This is a genomic window from Pantoea rwandensis (assembly GCF_000759475.1).
GTDB lineage: Bacteria > Pseudomonadota > Gammaproteobacteria > Enterobacterales > Enterobacteriaceae > Pantoea > Pantoea rwandensis_B.
The window spans coordinates 3,621,333-3,636,158 of the sequence record NZ_CP009454.1 but is presented as its reverse complement, the minus strand read 5'-3'; the positions used below and the strand labels follow the sequence as shown (position 1 = coordinate 3,636,158).

Genomic DNA, 14,826 nt, shown 5'->3' with positions numbered 1-14,826 from the left:
GTTGTAGGGTACGCATTTATGCATACCTGGACTTACCGGCCGCAGAATTAAAAAAGGGGCGAACCGCAGTTCGCCCCTTTTTATTTGCCTGAATGCTTAAGCTACAACGGTAATTTTAAAACCGGCGAACTCAACGTTCTGGCCTGCCACAATCTTGCAGCGCTTACGCGTCTCGACTGCGCCATCCACGCGCACTTCGCCATCCGCGATGGCCACTTTTGCCTGCGCACCGCTCTGCACCCAACCTTCAAGTTTCAGCAGATCACACAAATCAACGTGAGCATGTTCGCCCAAAGAAAAACTGGCCATTATGCCTCCTCCACGTCGTGATACTCTTCGCACGCGACTAATGTATTTTGAATCAGGGTCGCAACGGTCATCGGACCGACGCCACCGGGAACCGGGGTGATATAAGACGCACGCTCAGACGCGCTCGCGAAATCCACATCGCCCACCACTTTACCGCTCTCCAGACGATTGATGCCAACATCAATCACCACCGCGCCTGGCTTGATCCAGTCACCCGGAATAAAGCCCGGTTTACCGACCGCCACCACCAGCAGATCGGCGTGCTCAACGTGATGACGCAGATCTTTGGTAAAACGGTGCGTGACGGTAGTGGTGCAGCCCGCCAGCAGCAGCTCCATGCTCATCGGACGGCCAACAATATTGGATGCGCCCACCACCACGGCGTTCAGGCCATAGGTATCGATATTGTAGCGCTCCAGCAGCGTGACGATGCCGCGCGGCGTACACGGGCGCAGCTTCGGCGCACGCTGGCACAGACGACCGATGTTGTACGGATGGAAGCCATCGACATCTTTGTCCGGCACGATACGTTCCAGCACTTTGACATTATCGATGCCGGCTGGCAGCGGCAGCTGAACCAGAATGCCGTCGATTTCGCTGTCATTGTTCAGCGTATCAATCAGTTCCAGCAGTTCGGCTTCGCTGGTGGTCGCAGGCAGATCGTAAGAGCGGGAGATAAAGCCCACTTCATCACAGGCGCGACGTTTGCTGGCGACATAGATCTGCGAAGCGGGGTTCTCACCCACCAGCACCACTGCCAAACCTGGTGCACGTTTACCGGCTGCCAGACGCTGCTGTACTTTTTCGGCAACCTCAAGGCGCACCTGCTGCGCAATCGTTTTACCGTCAATAATTTTTGCTGCCATCAGAGAGGAAATCCATCTGTAGAAAGTTAAATCGGGGATTGGCGCCTATTCTGTCAGAAGCGCGTCCGGCTGTCAGGTAGAGATTCATTTCACCCGTGCGTTTCACGACTTTCCGCAGTGACGTGAGACCGCCTTAGCGCGTATTATGTCCCTCAGGAAATTATGTGGATGCCGTGATGATTTGGTTAATACTCGCCACGCTGGCGGTGGTGTTTGTTGTAGGGTTTCAACTTCTGACGGCCGGTTCGCGCCATGCTGCGCAAGGGCTGAGTAAAAGGCTGCAATTGCCGCCGGTGCACATCGAATCGATGCTGTCGCTGATGGGCAAGGACGCGGCCAAAGAGTTTACCGATTACATCGCGGGCGATAATGAAACCCATCTGGGCAACGGCGCAGCGGTGATGCTGATCTGGCAGGTGTTGATTGTCGATGGCAGCGACGAGAATGCGTTGCGCTGGCACGGGATTCTGACTAAAGCTGGGTTTTCGGGGCTGATTTCGCGGCAGCAGCTGTTGTTAGCACTTGGATTTCTGCGGCAGCTGGAGCCGGAGAGTGCGGAACTGCATGCGTTGCGGGAGCAGTATAATGCGCGGTTTACCCAGCAGGGGATCGAGCTTGAAGGGGAGGCTGGCGAGGTGAGTAATCTGGTGTCGATGAGCGAGTGGCGTAAGCGGCATTAAGGGGTGGGGATTGTTGGGCATAGGTATCTAGGGCGGATGGCGCGCGACGTGGGGCGTACTGTTCGGTCTTTAGGACGAATTGTTCAATGATTCAACACTCTGGAGCCGCAGGGCGGCAAAAACGTTGACGCGAGAGCGTGCAAACGTATAATCCGACGCAACCACTATGCGCCCTTAGCTCAGCTGGATAGAGCACCGGCCTTCTAAGCCGTAGGTCACAGGTTCGAATCCTGTAGGGCGTGCCAAACTAAATCAATAAGTTACCTCTCTCCCTCCGCTTTCAAATTGTCCCCGTGGGACAGATTTGGGACACGACTGCCAAAAATCGCATCAATTTGCCTCGCATGTTCCGTCAGATGGTTCGGTGCCAGGTGAGCATAACGCTGCACCATTTCGATACTTTCCCAACCGCCCATTTCTTGCAATGCTGACAAAGGAACCCCGGCCTGAATAAGCCAGCTCGCCCATGTGTGTCTCAGGTCATGGAAACGGAAATCCTCAATGCCCGCTCGTTTAAGTGCTGCCCGCCATGCCGTATTGGAATCCACCCGTGTTTTGCGCACGGTCGCCGTTGTGGTTCCGTCACTTCTCTTCGCTGATTCGGTGTGAACGAATACCCAGTTGTGATGCCGGCCAATCTGTTTGCGCAGAACGGTCTCGGCTGTGCCATTCAGGGCAACACCAATTGCTCTGCCTGACTTGCTGTCTTCCGGGTAAATCCATGCCACTTTCCTCTGCAGGTCTATCTGCTGCCATTTCAGGTCAACGATGTTAGAGCGGCGCAGGCCTGTTGCCAGCGCAAACTCTACGGTAGACTTGAGGGGTTCGGGGCATTCATCAATCAGTCGCTGAGCTTCAGCGGGTTCGAGCCAACGCACCCGCTTATTTCTTTCCTGTGGCACCTTGATTACCGGTGACTTCTCGATCCACTTCCAGTCACGCTCTGCGGCGCGCATCAGCGCCTTCATCAGAGCAAGGTGCTTGGCCTTGGTCGACGTGGAAACGGCCACCGGCTTATAGGCACCGAGTTCCATTCCCTTCTTCGCCATCGTCGCCGCACGCTGGTTCCATCGCTCCTCTGATTTACGGTTGGTCATTTTACTGACAGCCGCATAAATCTTCGCTTCGCTGATGTCTTTCAGCAATACCCCTTCAAAATGCATGAGCCAGAATCCGATCCGGCCCTTGTCTGCATCGATAGACTTCTTGTGCGCTTTCTCTTCAAACCAGCGCATACAGGCCTCTTCGAACGTCACATCAGGGAAATCCCCGAGGCGCTCTATTCGCCACAGTTCAGCCTTTCGGCGGTCGTGTAGCTCCTGCGCTTGCTTTCTGTCCTCTGTGCCAAGAGATTCTTTAATGCGCTTGCCGCCTGGCGTCGTGTAGCTCCCGTACCAGACGGAGCCCCTGCGGAAGATCGACATGTTGATTTCTCCTCATGTGCATCTGCCGCGCTCACGGAGATGCAAATTCTTTATCCGCAGCGATACATGAAACAGGCCGGTAACGCGGCCTAAGCAACACCGCTCTTTAAAACTCTGAAACCGCTCCCGTCTAACCGCAGGAGCAAACTAACTGACCTTGTTACTGCAAGGTACAGCAAGTTCTTACATCACAAGGAAATACTAACGAATGGAACATACACAGAACCGCACAAGTGCGCGAAGTATTGAAAGCGCCCTGTTGAACAAGATCGCCATGAAGGGAAGCCAGCAAGTGGCTGAAGCTATTGGTGTTGACCGTTCGCAGATCACCAGATGGAAGGAAACATTCATCCCAAAGATTTCAATGCTGCTTTCAGTATTGGAGTGGGGTGTTGTGGATGACGACTTAGCCCGGCTGGCAAAGCAGGTTGCTTCGTTACTACAAAAGCAAAAATCCTCAACTGCTCGAACAGTTGAGGATTCTCAAATCACACTAAATTTCTGAGGCAATTATACATGCAATTATCTACAGCAGTAAACACAACGATGACCAGCCGTGAAATTGCCGAACTGACTGGAAAGCAGCATGTTCATGTTATGCGCGACATCGAAGTGATGCTCGGGCAACTGAATGAACCAGCTGATGGGTATATCCAAAACTGGATACACCCCCAAAACGGTCAGGAGTACCGTGGTTATGCTCTGGATCGCGAGCACACCGAATGTCTGGTGACCGGATACAGCGCTATGTTGCGCATGAAGGTGATTAAACGCCTGCGTGAACTGGAAAGCTCTAGCAGCCTTCCAACTGATTACCTTTCAGCCCTGAAAGCCCTGACAGTTGAAGTTGAGCAACGTCAGGTGCTGGAAAACCAACTGGCAAACAGCAACTGCTGTCGCGGCAGTCGCGCGTAAGAAGTTGCATGGCGAATTCTCCAGTTGCGAACGCGACATCATCGCCTATCGGGTGATTGAGAATGATGGGAGGGAAGGGTAATGGGCAGCTTTGTGCAGTTGATTTCATACAAACTCGATAAATCAACAGATAAAACAGAGTCTGTTTATTTTGTTCAGCACTCATCAAGAACCGTTCGTTACGAAAAGCGCAGCGGGGGTCTTCTCGATCAAGAAATGATTATCACTGGTCAGCTTCATCGAAGCTCTTATCGTGCTGACATGAAATTCGACGGATTCCCTGAGTGCGGAAGCGAAAGAGAAGCAGCTCTGAGGCTCGCAAGTTGGATGCAGAGAATGGGCGCTGCAATTGAAGATCACTGGAGCAAACCATGACAATCCAAACCAACGGCGATGATTGCCGTGAAAGTGGAGCGGGGGAAACCAGTAGGGTAGTGCGATTTGTAAATATCATCGATGCACTTGCAGTTATGTCCACTCGTGAAGTGATTGAGATGTTTGATGCAATGGAGGAGAAAGCAAACAGAAACAATCCCTGGCTCGCAAAGCTGTTTCGTGACTTCGAGCCGTGGCAAACCAAGAGAAGAACGCCATGGAGAAAGCGCAGATGAATAACGTAATCCCCCTCAGACCTGACCCACTCCGCCAAGCCTACGAAGCAACCGACAAACTCAACGACACGAAACTCTCACCAGGGCAACAGCAGCTGGTCGACAGCATTGCGTCATACCTGGAGAAAGCTATCGAGGAACGCCATGCAAATCGAGCTGATCAAATCGGCCGGGGGGATATTCACCCCAGCGCTTGATAGTGACATACAACGCCTCACACGATTCAAAAATGGCGAGCAGTACACCGCCGAAATCAAGCTAACCCGCAACCCCGCATTTCACCGCAAGGCCTTCGCATTCTTCAACTTCTGCTTTCAGCACTGGGCTGCTGACCGGGCAGGGCTTGAACATGCCGATGAAACCACACAGTTCAACCGGTTCCGCAAAGACCTTACCATCCTAGCAGGCCATTACGACATGGTGACGAACATCCGGGGCGAGGTGAGGGCAGAGGCAAAGAGTCTGGCCTACGCAAATATGGAGCAGGAAGAGTTTGAGCGCTGTTATTCATCGCTAATTAACGCCGCCATCAAACACGTCTTCGCTGGCACCAAAGACCAGAACATCATCAACCAGCTCTATTCGTATTTTTAGGAAAAACAAAATGCCTAAACGCCACTGGAGCAGAGAGGAAATAGAAATCCTCTGCAACGAATATCCATCAACCCCGACAATATTGCTCGCAGACATGCTTGGTAAGAGTCAGATGAGTGGAGTGCCGTGGGTGTGCTGGCCGGTATTCTGGTTGCGCTATTCACTCTCGGCATCAACTGGTATTACAAACGCAAGGCAACAATGGCGCAGATTAAAGCGCTGCAACGCTGGCCTACCGCGCCTGACCTCACCGAGGATTAAACCAATGGCAATGTCTAACACACTGCGCAACAGGCTTATTGCTGCTGCAGGCGGCGGAGCCATGCTTATTGCAACGGTATTCCTCGGCGGAAAGGATGGGGTGGAAGGACGCGTGTACGAACCCTATAAAGATGTGGCCGGGGTATGGACCGTATGCGATGGCCATACTGGCAATGACATCATCAAAGGTAAAAAGTACACGGACCGCGAATGCGATCGCCTGCTTAATGCCGACCTTCAGCCCGTGAAGCAATCAGTTGATGCTCTGGTAAAGATTCCTCTTGGAGAATTCCAGAGAGCGGCACTCTACAGCTTCACCTATAACGTGGGCTCGTCGGCATTTTCCAAATCATCCCTGCTCAAGAAACTTAACTCAGGCGATGTGACCGGAGCGTGCGAAGAGATGCGCCGATGGGTGTATGCAGGCGGACAGAAATGGCGCGGGTTGATGAACCGCCGTGACATGGAGCGTTCACTGTGCCTGGCGGAGAACGCCAATGACCTTAAGTAGAGTCAAATGGGACGCTGTTGCTATCGCGGCGCTCCTCATTCTGGTCATTGCTCTGTGCGTCACGGTAAAGCTCCAGTCATCCTCAAAGGCTTTGCTTACTCAGCAGAATGAGCAGCTGAAGCAGGAAAAGACTTCAGCAGAAGCCATCACAACCAATGTTCTGAGAGCTACAGCACTCTTCAACGACATCGCCAAGGCAACCCATGATGATAATCAGGCCAGTAACTCAGAAAGCGAGGGAAGGGTGGTTATTATCCGCCAGGCGATTAAAGGCGATGTATGCGCTGCTCAGCCTGTTCCTGCTGCCGCTGTTGACCAGCTGCGCGCAAACCGAAACAAAGTACGTTCAGGTAGCAGATGTGCATTCTGCCGCGATGGACAGTTTCAACCCATACGGCGTAACGCAGGGCATCACCGGCGATATGCCCGCCACTGTCTTCCCGCGCGGTCGCGTAATTTATCAGTCATCGCGTGACATCATGGATAACGTTGCCGCTCAGTGCGGCGCTACTTGGCAGTTGGTGGCCGGTCAGGCGCAGATGGTACCAACGGACAAATATGTCCAGAACGCCATTGTGCTGAACAGCGATACCGGGCTGGTTGGCATGCCGCAGCAAACGATGGGAGGTGGGGTGAACGTGCGCTGCCTGATCAACCCCAACATTCGTTTAAAAGGTTTAGTGCAGATCGACCAGGCGTCCGTGTATCGCGCCAGCCTCTCAGCGGATGAGGTGAAGGCGCTGCCGGGCCGTGCCAGCGAAAGCAACACAAACGGCAATCTGACGGTGAACGGAACACTGCAACAGCCCGCAAGTATTGCGGCTGACGGCGTGTATATCGTATCGGCTATAGATTATACTGGTGATACCAGAGGTCAGCCGTGGTACATGGATTTGATGTGTATTGCGCGAGGTTCTGCTGACCTGCAAACGAACTCATCGCTGAACAGGACTTATTAATGCGCTGGTTAATCATGCTTGCTTTGGTTATTTCTGGTTCAGTTTTAGCCGATTCGCAATGTGGGCCATTCAAGCTTGGCACAAGTGATGCCAATGATGGGTGGGCGCGCATCAATGGTGTAAAACCAGAAAGTCAGAAGTTCACTTTCCTGAAAGCTAATGGCGATTATGAAAACGTCAAGATGCAGTGGATGGTTCAGCGCAGCGATGCGCCCGGCTGGTTCGGCATGGACTACATCAAGCGTAATGGAAAAGCCGTTCTTAACGTAGAGGCTATCCGTGGCAACATGGATCAGCCTCGGGTGTTAGGCTCTTTTGACTGCGTGAAATTGATTAATTAAATTTAAACTTTCTATGCGTATTGACGATAATCATTACCATGGTAAATTATGCCGCCATCCAGTCGGCATGATCGGCGCGAACGTGACGTAAATTTGTTGCCTAATCTAACGTTAATGTTGAGAGACATAGATGGATTTTGTCGGTTTTCATGGCACAGATAATAAAAATGAGCGGTCCATTCTCGACTATAACTTCAACGTAAGTGCCGGAGAAGATGAGTGGTTGGGTACTGGTGCATACTTTTTCATTGAAGGCATCAGCGATCCTCAGTCCGATGCTCGTCATTGGGCAAGGCTCCAAGCATATGATTCAGATATTGGTAGGAATACCTACCATAGATTTTCAATCATCAAAGCCATGATTAAAGTAGAAAAAGTACTTTGCTTGGATGAAAAAGAAGGACAGATAGCATTCAATGCTTACCGAACATTCTTGATTGAAAAGATGAAACGAGAGAAAGTTCGGCCTAAGGTGGGTGCAATCCGAAATGATTGCGAGGTATGCAATCACATCCTTGAAAACACCGACTTCGAAGCTATCATCAATCCTGAGTACATAAAGCTAGACCGGTGGACGCGCACTAAAAATTACTCGTCTCGCATTCCTACTTGCAGGATTATGAGCGTAAAAGAACCAAAGTTGTCTATCGATGTCAAAGGTTTGACTGTCGTCGAGAGGGGAAAAGTATGAAAACCCAATTAGAAATTGTTAACGAAGCCATTGCACGTTTAGAAAAAATGAGCCGCGAAGAATTTGTGCAGACGCTGGTTTCAGTAGGTCTTGCAGATGAAGAGTCTCATCATCATGAAATATTTTCGCACTCCATTTTCGTACATGACTTGGTGGAGATAGAGGCGGTGCGCCCAGTGCAGCGTTTAAACTTGATCAGAGATGAATCAACTACGGCGCTTTCGTTCGCTTTCTAGGTGACACATGAAATTTGAAATTTCTCCTATGGTCGTCACAGAGGCAAGCCTCAGTCCCAACAGCGAAGCACCAGCAGGCGAACACACGAACACTTTCTCGCTGTATGGATCAGTTAACGTTAACTCAGATCATAAAGATACAGCCGTTTTAATAGCCGAGGCGCAGATGATCAGCTTTGGTAAATTCGAGTTGCAGATTAAGTCTGAATTTACTATCAAGTTTGAGTCCGAGGTTAGCGAAAAACAAGCAGAGGAACTTCTTGAGAAAGCCAACGCAGAGGCAAACATTTTTCCATACATTTCTTCATATATAACAGGATGGTTAGCGCTTTCAGGATATTCAAGGCCTAACATTCCAGTAATCTTCTTTGAAGATTTAAAGTAATTTCAACAAGTTAAATGACCCGCTTCGGCGGGTTTTTTATTGCCTGGAGAAAACATGTCGGTATCACCTCAATCGCTTGCAGGTGGCGAACAGCAGGCCATGAAGGTGCTGTCTGACACCATCTTCTCAATGCTCCGTGTATCCCTGCCTGGGATCATCGAATCCTACGACCCGATCGCCAACACCTGCACCGTCCAGCCAGCCTTAAAGGGCCAGACGGCCGACGAGCTTGGCAACTACACATCTGCGCCGCTGCCGCTGCTGGTTGATGTGCCCGTAGTATTCCCGCGCGGCGGTGGCTGCTCCATCACGTTCCCGGTTGAGGAAGGTGACGAGTGTCTGGTTGTCTTCTCTGATCGCTGCATCGATTTCTGGTGGCAGAGCGGAGGCGTGCAGGAACCGGTCGACCCGCGCCAGCATGATTTATCGGATGCATTTGCTTTTGTTGGTCCAATGTCTCAGCCGAACGTGATCAGCAATATCAGCACGACAACGCTCCAAATACGCACCGATGACGGACTGGCTTACATTGAACTCGACCCAAACAGCCATGCGATTAACCTTGTGGCACCGGGCGGCATGAACGTCACTACCCCACTGGCAAAATTCAGCCAGGCAGTAACCATCACCGGCCTTCTGACGTGGGCGGGTGGTATGGTGGGTAGCATCGTATCGGGCACAGCTGCAAAAATATCCGGTGCGATCCAGTTCATCGGCACGCTCACATCCAACGGCAAAGATATCAGCGACCAGCACACGCATAGCGGCGTCCAGACTGGTAGTGGCAATTCTGGCAAGGTGAACTAATGCGATACAGACGCGAAGATGACGATGGTGATTACACCTTTGGTCAAGGCGATGATACCTGGCTGATTAACTCACCAGAGGCGGTTGCGCAGGCAGTAAAAACACGATTCCTGCTCTGGTACGGTCAGTGGTTCCTTGATACTACCGAGGGCACACCGTGGATTCAATCGGTTCTGGGCAAGCAGAAGCCGGAAACGTACAACCTCGCTATACGCCAGCGCATTCTCGAAACGCAGGGCGTTAACTCGATTCAGTCATTTGATTCCAACCTCAATACCTCATCACGCCGGGTAGTGTTCACGGCGACCATCGATACCATCTACGGAACGACGACCGTTACAAGCGAGGCATAATGGCTCTTGATCTCGACACGCTGGGGCTCTCCGCTACGGTGACCGCCTCAGGGATTAGTGCGCCTGATTACCAGACGATACTCACATCCATCACCAGCTACTTTCAGCAGATTTATGGCACCGATGCCACCGCTGCACAAGAAAGTTTTGCCCGAGTTGTAGGCGATATCTTCGACGAAAGCGTGGATGCCCTGCTGGAGTCACGCACAATAAGAACGTGGTTAAAACAGGTCCGTAGTCGGCTACTCTCTTTGGCCAGATTATTCTGGCATCGCTTATTTTAAGTCTCAGCTAAAACCAGCTACCCATTTGATCTGTTTCGCCGATCGAATACTGATTGGCTATAGTTTTAAGCTATCAATTATCAATAAATGATCGTTTTTAACGATAGGTTTCGGCGATCAATTTCGGTTTATTGATCTCCACTAACGATTATCCCTCCTCTTTACATCCCGATACGATCCCTGGCTGGGGAGGTCATTTAATCCCACTACTTTCTAATCAATTGTTAATAAAGGAATGTTCTTATGCTGAAACCTTATCCGTTTCTCAAGCTGGACGCCTATGCCTGGTGCTTGTCCATTGGCCTTCCGGTTATCTGGATACCCTTCGCCATTTTCTTTCCTAAAGAAATTGCTCTTGGCCTGTATATGGTGCTCTCCCTTATTTGGGTGTTGCTTGACAGGCTGAACCTGATGAAACAGGAGATCACGCCCCCTTCAATGGGATGGTCCTTGCTACCGATGGTTTATCTCCGTCAACGTGACGAGCGTCAGGGTAAGCCCTGGCGCTTGTTGCAGGTATGGCTGATTTGCACAGTGTTGTCAGCCGTGGCTAGTAATCATTTTAAAACGCAATCTAATACCGAGCGGCTGGCACAAAGCGCTTGTCCAGTGGTCACTGAAATCCTGCAGGGACAGGGCATTGATGAACGCTGTATTCGCGTAACGGATTTAAAAGAAGAGGTCAGTGGGCGTTTTTATCGGGCTCAGGCACTGATGAACACCGGCAGCAAGGAGCCAATGACCATTGAGGTCAGAGGCAGAGATATTTATGTCGTATTACCTGAACTGGAGAAATGAAAATGACAGGTCAATTAAAGAAAATTGCCAACGCCCTGCTTTTAACTGCCGGGCTGCTTCTGTTATGCATGCACACAGCTCAGGCTGAAAATCAGCGCTGTGTAAAACCGGTCTTTTACGCGCAGACGGTCAATCATAAAAAAGAGGTGGAGATTTGTATCGTCACCCCGTCAGTGCTGTATTCATTTGGCAAGACCGGCGCGGCACACAAAGAAATGAATATCACTGTTCCGGCGTCCAGCACCCATTACGCCTACCAGAGCAATCAGGCCATCAGTATCCAGACTTTTACCGTGCGAAATGGTGGCACAAGCTATCAGATTTCAGCGGGAACAAACGATGGGGGCGAGCCACTGGCTTCCCTGTACGTCTATAAGGGTACGCCGGAAAGCGGAAAATTGCTGGCAGAGTTAAAGCTCGACCCTCATACAGTAGTCAATAACATCAGCCACGCATTGTCGGATGACGGGATTGCCCAGTCTGATGATATCTGATGCTGTATATAAGCTATGCAATAGGACATTACCCGTTGCTAATAAGGATTTTTTTGATGTTTAAAACCCTGCTCACCACCCTGTTACTTGCCGTCGCGCTTCCTGCTCTGGCGGACAATGCACCGTTGTCTGTCAATGCACAGGGAACTTATCTCCCGAAAGTGAATTTTCCAGTATGGCAACTGACGCTGACCAGCCTCGAAAATGACATTACTATTCAGTCAATTACCCTGAATCGGGGTAACTGTCTGATTTCAATGGAGGGGAGGGGACAGAATGTGAACAAGCGTTTGGGATACGGTCAGACGCTGTCCTTTACCACCCCCAGTAACAGCAGCTTCACAAAGTGTCGCCCTCTGGAGCTAAGCGTACAAACCAGTAAAGGCGTTTTTACCTTTAACTGGTAATAACAGTTGTAATGCAGTCTAGATTAACGGGTCCAAAACCTTCACCGGTAAATCCATAACCGGTCATTTATTGCTGCACTGACAGGGTTGTTCCTCCTTCGCGAGGGGCAGCCCTTTTTTTTTGCCAGATAAGGAATCAACCATGCGATTAGCCAGCCGGTTTGGAGCAGCCAATCTTGTACGCCGCGACCGTCCGCTAACTCGTGATGAACTTGCGCACTTTGTTCCCAGCGTATTCAGCCATGAGAAACACGAATCCCGTAGTGATCGCTACACCTGTATTCCGACTATTTCATTGTTGGATAATTTGCAGCGTGAAGGCTTCCAGCCGTTCTTTGCCTGTCAAACTCGCGTACGTGACCCAAAAAAACGTGAGCACACCAAGCATATGCTTCGCCTACGCCGAGAGGGGCAGATTACGGGTAATCAAGTTCCTGAAATTATTCTTCTCAACAGCCACGATGGTTCCAGCAGTTATCAGATGTTGCCAGGGTTATTTCGTTCAGTTTGCCAGAACGGCCTAATTTGCGGTGAGAGCTTTGGTGAAGTGCGCGTGCCACATAAAGGCAACGTGGTTGAGAGGGTTATCGAGGGAGCATACGAAGTATTGGGGATATTTGATCGGGTAGAGGAGAAACGCGACGCAATGCAATCTCTGCTGTTACCGCCACCGGCACAGCAAGCACTGGCAAAGGCTGCGTTAACCTATCGCTTTGGCGAAGAGCATCAGCCGGTAACCGAATCACAAATTCTCGGTGCTCGCCGATGGCAGGATGAAAGCGCCGATCTCTGGACCACCTATCAGCGCATCCAGGAAAACCTGATTAAAGGTGGACTGTCTGGGCTAACGACTAAAGGCAAGCGAGCCCAGACCCGTGCCGTCAACGGTATCGACAGTGACGTGAAGCTTAACCGGGCGTTGTGGGTGATGACCGAAAATATGTTGGAATTTTTCGGTAAGTAATTCAGCTCGTTGCAGCATGGAAAATTAACCTCCTGAGGACTGAATCAGTTGTTTTACTCCCTCCCGGCCCGTTTACCTGTGAACAGGCTGAAGCTGTTATCCCTCAGTATCTGAATATCATCGTTGAAGATGACCATGGCACGCAGTTTCGTCTGGTGGTACGGCACAATGGTTTGGCGGGCATGGGATTTTGAGGCTGATGCCGGAACCCTGCTTAACCGCTATATCGCCCGTTACGGTATTCGTAATTCGTAGCCGGTTTCACTCAGACATTCACTTTCCCGCCAGCCCTTACCGGCTGGCTTTTTATTATCCGGAGATAAGCATTATGAACACCGAAACCAACCTTTCACCCGATGTTTTCACCCTGGTGGCTGATAACAACCCTGTGGCGCTGGCTGCAACTGTTGTACCCGATGAACAACGACTCCGTTTCTGGCCGCAGCACTTTGGCACCATCCCAGAGTGGATTTTGCTGGAGCCACGTATCTTTGCCTGGCTTGACCGCCTGTGTGTCGATTACGGCGGCGGCATCTGGCAGTTTTATACCCTCAGCAACGGCGGCGTATTTATGGCACCTGAAGATGATGACGGTGAAAAATGGACGATGTTTAACAGCATGAATGGCAACGGTACTGAACTGAGTGCGCAAGCTGCCGGTATCACAGCCTGTCTGATGGCGTTCAGCCACCATGCCTGTCGCACGGAGTGTGATGCGATGACAGAACACTATTACCGTCTGCGGGACTATGCGCTTGCACACGTTGAGTGCCGGGCCATTATGGCGATAATCGACTGAGGAGTCTGTATGTCTGAGCTCGCCTTATCTCCGTGCTTTCCGCCCGACGAACAACGCATTATCCGCCGCGCCCTGAGTCTGCTGGAAAAATACCAGCGCCAGCCGGGTGAGTCGTTTACCTCTTCCATCTTTACCAAAACCTGGTTACAGCTGCAGATGGCAAACCTTGAACGGGAGGTGTTTATCGTGATGTATCTTGATAACCAGCACTGCCTGATTGAACGGGAAACGTTGTTTACCGGTACGTTGAGCCATACCGAAGTCCACGCCCGCGAAGTGGTGAAGTCGGCTCTGCGTCACAATGCTGCGGCGGTCATTATTGCCCATAACCATCCGTCCGGGACCACCGACATCAGTAACGCCGATCGGGCTGTCACGAAACGAATAGCGGAGGCGCTGGCCCTGGTGGAAGTGCGGTTACTCGACCACCTCGTGACAGGAGGCAGCGAAGTGGTGTCATTTGCCGAACGAGGATGGTTGTGAGGAAACGCCATGAAAATCATCAGTAAGCGCAAGGCTATGACGCTCTACCGGCATCATTCGGGTTCCCGCCTCTTTCGCTTTTGCACCGGTAAGTACAAATGGAGCGGAAGCATCTGTCATTACGCTGGTCGCGAAGTACAGGATATTACTGGCGTGCTGGCGGTATTTGCTGAACGTCGTCAGGACCGCAACGGCCCGTATGTCATTCTGCGTAGCGTCACGCTCAATTAACACTCCCTCTTCGTTATAAAGGAATACTTAAATGAAATCTGTTGCCTTAGCCGGTATACCACCGGAGGACAACCCGCGCCTGCAATGGGGATTGAATCGCGAAGTTACACCCAGATTTGGTGCGCGTCTGGTGCAGGAAGGAAATCGCCTGCATTTTCTGGCTGACCGTGGGGGCTTTGACGGTGCATTCAGTGAGGATGAGGCGCTGCGGCTTGACCAGGCATTTCCGCTGATGCTCAAAGAGCTTGAACGTAAGCTGCGCTCAGGTGAGCTCAATCCTCGCTATCAGCATTGCGTTACGTTGAACCACAATGGCCTGACCTGTGAAGCCGACACCCTCGGTTCTCACGGGTACATTTATATCACCATTTACCCGGCAAGCCCGGAATAACCCGTACCACCACCTTCGTTTTACTCCTTATG

24 protein-coding genes, 1 tRNA gene and 4 pseudogenes are annotated in these 14,826 nt (G+C 51.2%); 26 read left to right on the top strand and 3 right to left on the bottom strand.

Features of this window, described 5'->3' with window-relative positions:
* Positions 1 to 96: 96 nt before the first annotated feature.
* Positions 97 to 309 carry a ribosome-associated protein YbcJ gene (gene ybcJ, locus LH22_RS16730; protein ID WP_038648448.1) on the bottom strand — a complete coding sequence of 71 codons (213 nt, stop codon included), beginning with the start codon at positions 307 to 309 and terminating at the stop codon, positions 97 to 99.
* A complete protein-coding gene (gene folD, locus LH22_RS16725; RefSeq protein ID WP_034828233.1) occupies positions 309 to 1,175 on the bottom strand; it encodes a bifunctional methylenetetrahydrofolate dehydrogenase/methenyltetrahydrofolate cyclohydrolase FolD in 867 nt (288 codons plus the stop codon). The genes ybcJ and folD overlap by 1 nt, the downstream gene beginning before the upstream one ends.
* A gap of 176 nt (positions 1,176 to 1,351) precedes the next feature.
* Between folD and LH22_RS16720 the strand changes: the two genes are divergently transcribed.
* Together LH22_RS16720 and LH22_RS16715 are read left to right on the top strand one after the other, a co-directional pair.
* Positions 1,352 to 1,855: a DUF1198 family protein gene (locus LH22_RS16720; protein ID WP_038650240.1), complete on the top strand. Its 504-nt coding sequence runs from the start codon at positions 1,352 to 1,354 to the stop codon at positions 1,853 to 1,855.
* Positions 1,856 to 2,023: 168 nt separating this feature from the next.
* A tRNA-Arg gene (locus LH22_RS16715) sits at positions 2,024 to 2,100 on the top strand.
* A 15-nt stretch (positions 2,101 to 2,115) separates the two neighbouring features.
* Here LH22_RS16715 and LH22_RS16710 read toward each other — a convergent pair.
* The gene (locus LH22_RS16710) at positions 2,116 to 3,279 is read right to left on the bottom strand and encodes an integrase (protein WP_038648445.1); all 1,164 of its coding nucleotides are present in this window, start codon (positions 3,277 to 3,279) and stop codon (positions 2,116 to 2,118) included.
* A gap of 208 nt (positions 3,280 to 3,487) precedes the next feature.
* Between LH22_RS16710 and LH22_RS16705 the strand changes: the two genes are divergently transcribed.
* The 24 genes and pseudogenes from LH22_RS16705 to LH22_RS16595 all read left to right on the top strand — a co-directional run bounded on the left by LH22_RS16705 (position 3,488) and on the right by LH22_RS16595 (position 14,794).
* The gene (locus tag LH22_RS16705; protein ID WP_038648442.1) at positions 3,488 to 3,784 is read left to right on the top strand and encodes a CII family transcriptional regulator; all 297 of its coding nucleotides are present in this window, start codon (positions 3,488 to 3,490) and stop codon (positions 3,782 to 3,784) included.
* Between the two features lie 11 nt (positions 3,785 to 3,795).
* Complete coding sequence (locus LH22_RS16700; protein ID WP_038650238.1) at positions 3,796 to 4,194, top strand: Rha family transcriptional regulator; 399 nt, start codon at positions 3,796 to 3,798, stop codon at positions 4,192 to 4,194.
* Positions 4,195 to 4,275: 81 nt separating this feature from the next.
* Complete coding sequence (locus tag LH22_RS16695; protein WP_038648439.1) at positions 4,276 to 4,569, top strand: hypothetical protein; 294 nt, start codon at positions 4,276 to 4,278, stop codon at positions 4,567 to 4,569.
* A complete protein-coding gene (locus LH22_RS16690; RefSeq protein ID WP_038648436.1) occupies positions 4,566 to 4,805 on the top strand; it encodes a hypothetical protein in 240 nt (79 codons plus the stop codon). Before LH22_RS16695 ends, LH22_RS16690 begins: the two co-directional genes overlap by 4 nt.
* Positions 4,806 to 4,949: 144 nt before the next feature.
* Positions 4,950 to 5,399, top strand: coding sequence for a DUF1367 family protein (locus tag LH22_RS16685; RefSeq protein ID WP_038648433.1), 450 nt, complete (start codon positions 4,950 to 4,952; stop codon positions 5,397 to 5,399).
* A 120-nt stretch (positions 5,400 to 5,519) separates the two neighbouring features.
* Positions 5,520 to 5,660 (top strand): annotated as a pseudogene (locus tag LH22_RS16680) (phage holin); the annotation flags it as partial.
* A 4-nt stretch (positions 5,661 to 5,664) separates the two neighbouring features.
* Positions 5,665 to 6,171 (top strand): lysozyme, encoded by a 507-nt coding sequence (locus LH22_RS16675; protein WP_038648427.1) that lies wholly within the window; start codon positions 5,665 to 5,667, stop codon positions 6,169 to 6,171.
* Between the two features lie 350 nt (positions 6,172 to 6,521).
* Positions 6,522 to 7,130, top strand: a pseudogene (locus LH22_RS16670) (hypothetical protein); the annotation flags it as partial.
* A complete protein-coding gene (locus tag LH22_RS16665; protein ID WP_038648425.1) occupies positions 7,130 to 7,471 on the top strand; it encodes a hypothetical protein in 342 nt (113 codons plus the stop codon). The pseudogene LH22_RS16670 and the gene LH22_RS16665, both read left to right, overlap by 1 nt.
* A gap of 130 nt (positions 7,472 to 7,601) precedes the next feature.
* On the top strand, positions 7,602 to 8,162 hold the full coding sequence (locus tag LH22_RS19960) for a hypothetical protein (protein WP_052059440.1): 561 nt from the start codon (positions 7,602 to 7,604) through the stop codon (positions 8,160 to 8,162).
* A complete protein-coding gene (locus LH22_RS16655; RefSeq protein ID WP_038648422.1) occupies positions 8,159 to 8,398 on the top strand; it encodes a hypothetical protein in 240 nt (79 codons plus the stop codon). Before LH22_RS19960 ends, LH22_RS16655 begins: the two co-directional genes overlap by 4 nt.
* A gap of 7 nt (positions 8,399 to 8,405) precedes the next feature.
* Positions 8,406 to 8,783, top strand: a complete 378-nt coding sequence (locus LH22_RS16650; protein WP_156102806.1) for a hypothetical protein — start codon at positions 8,406 to 8,408, stop codon at positions 8,781 to 8,783.
* 54 nt (positions 8,784 to 8,837) lie between these two features.
* The gene (locus tag LH22_RS16645; protein WP_038648416.1) at positions 8,838 to 9,590 is read left to right on the top strand and encodes a Gp138 family membrane-puncturing spike protein; all 753 of its coding nucleotides are present in this window, start codon (positions 8,838 to 8,840) and stop codon (positions 9,588 to 9,590) included.
* Positions 9,590 to 9,943, top strand: coding sequence for a bacteriophage protein (locus LH22_RS16640; protein WP_038648413.1), 354 nt, complete (start codon positions 9,590 to 9,592; stop codon positions 9,941 to 9,943). Before LH22_RS16645 ends, LH22_RS16640 begins: the two co-directional genes overlap by 1 nt.
* Positions 9,943 to 10,071, top strand: a pseudogene (locus tag LH22_RS21020) (hypothetical protein); the annotation flags it as partial. The gene LH22_RS16640 and the pseudogene LH22_RS21020, both read left to right, overlap by 1 nt.
* 399 nt (positions 10,072 to 10,470) lie before the next feature.
* A complete protein-coding gene (locus LH22_RS16630; protein WP_038648410.1) occupies positions 10,471 to 11,025 on the top strand; it encodes a hypothetical protein in 555 nt (184 codons plus the stop codon).
* A gap of 2 nt (positions 11,026 to 11,027) precedes the next feature.
* Positions 11,028 to 11,519, top strand: coding sequence for a hypothetical protein (locus tag LH22_RS16625; protein ID WP_052059435.1), 492 nt, complete (start codon positions 11,028 to 11,030; stop codon positions 11,517 to 11,519).
* Between the two features lie 56 nt (positions 11,520 to 11,575).
* Entirely contained in the window at positions 11,576 to 11,926 is a 351-nt protein-coding gene (locus tag LH22_RS16620; RefSeq protein ID WP_240474665.1) for a hypothetical protein, read from the top strand.
* 142 nt (positions 11,927 to 12,068) lie between these two features.
* Positions 12,069 to 12,890: a DUF932 domain-containing protein gene (locus LH22_RS16615; protein WP_038648407.1), complete on the top strand. Its 822-nt coding sequence runs from the start codon at positions 12,069 to 12,071 to the stop codon at positions 12,888 to 12,890.
* Between the two features lie 32 nt (positions 12,891 to 12,922).
* Positions 12,923 to 13,145: pseudogene (locus LH22_RS20340) on the top strand (DUF905 family protein).
* 73 nt (positions 13,146 to 13,218) lie between these two features.
* Positions 13,219 to 13,689 carry an antirestriction protein gene (locus LH22_RS16610; protein WP_038648404.1) on the top strand — a complete coding sequence of 157 codons (471 nt, stop codon included), beginning with the start codon at positions 13,219 to 13,221 and terminating at the stop codon, positions 13,687 to 13,689.
* A 9-nt stretch (positions 13,690 to 13,698) separates the two neighbouring features.
* Positions 13,699 to 14,172, top strand: coding sequence for a RadC family protein (gene radC, locus LH22_RS16605; protein WP_038648401.1), 474 nt, complete (start codon positions 13,699 to 13,701; stop codon positions 14,170 to 14,172).
* Positions 14,173 to 14,181: 9 nt separating this feature from the next.
* Entirely contained in the window at positions 14,182 to 14,403 is a 222-nt protein-coding gene (locus LH22_RS16600) for a DUF987 domain-containing protein (RefSeq protein WP_038648399.1), read from the top strand.
* 31 nt (positions 14,404 to 14,434) lie between these two features.
* Positions 14,435 to 14,794 (top strand): type IV toxin-antitoxin system YeeU family antitoxin, encoded by a 360-nt coding sequence (locus LH22_RS16595; protein ID WP_038648397.1) that lies wholly within the window; start codon positions 14,435 to 14,437, stop codon positions 14,792 to 14,794.
* Positions 14,795 to 14,826 lie beyond the last annotated feature (32 nt).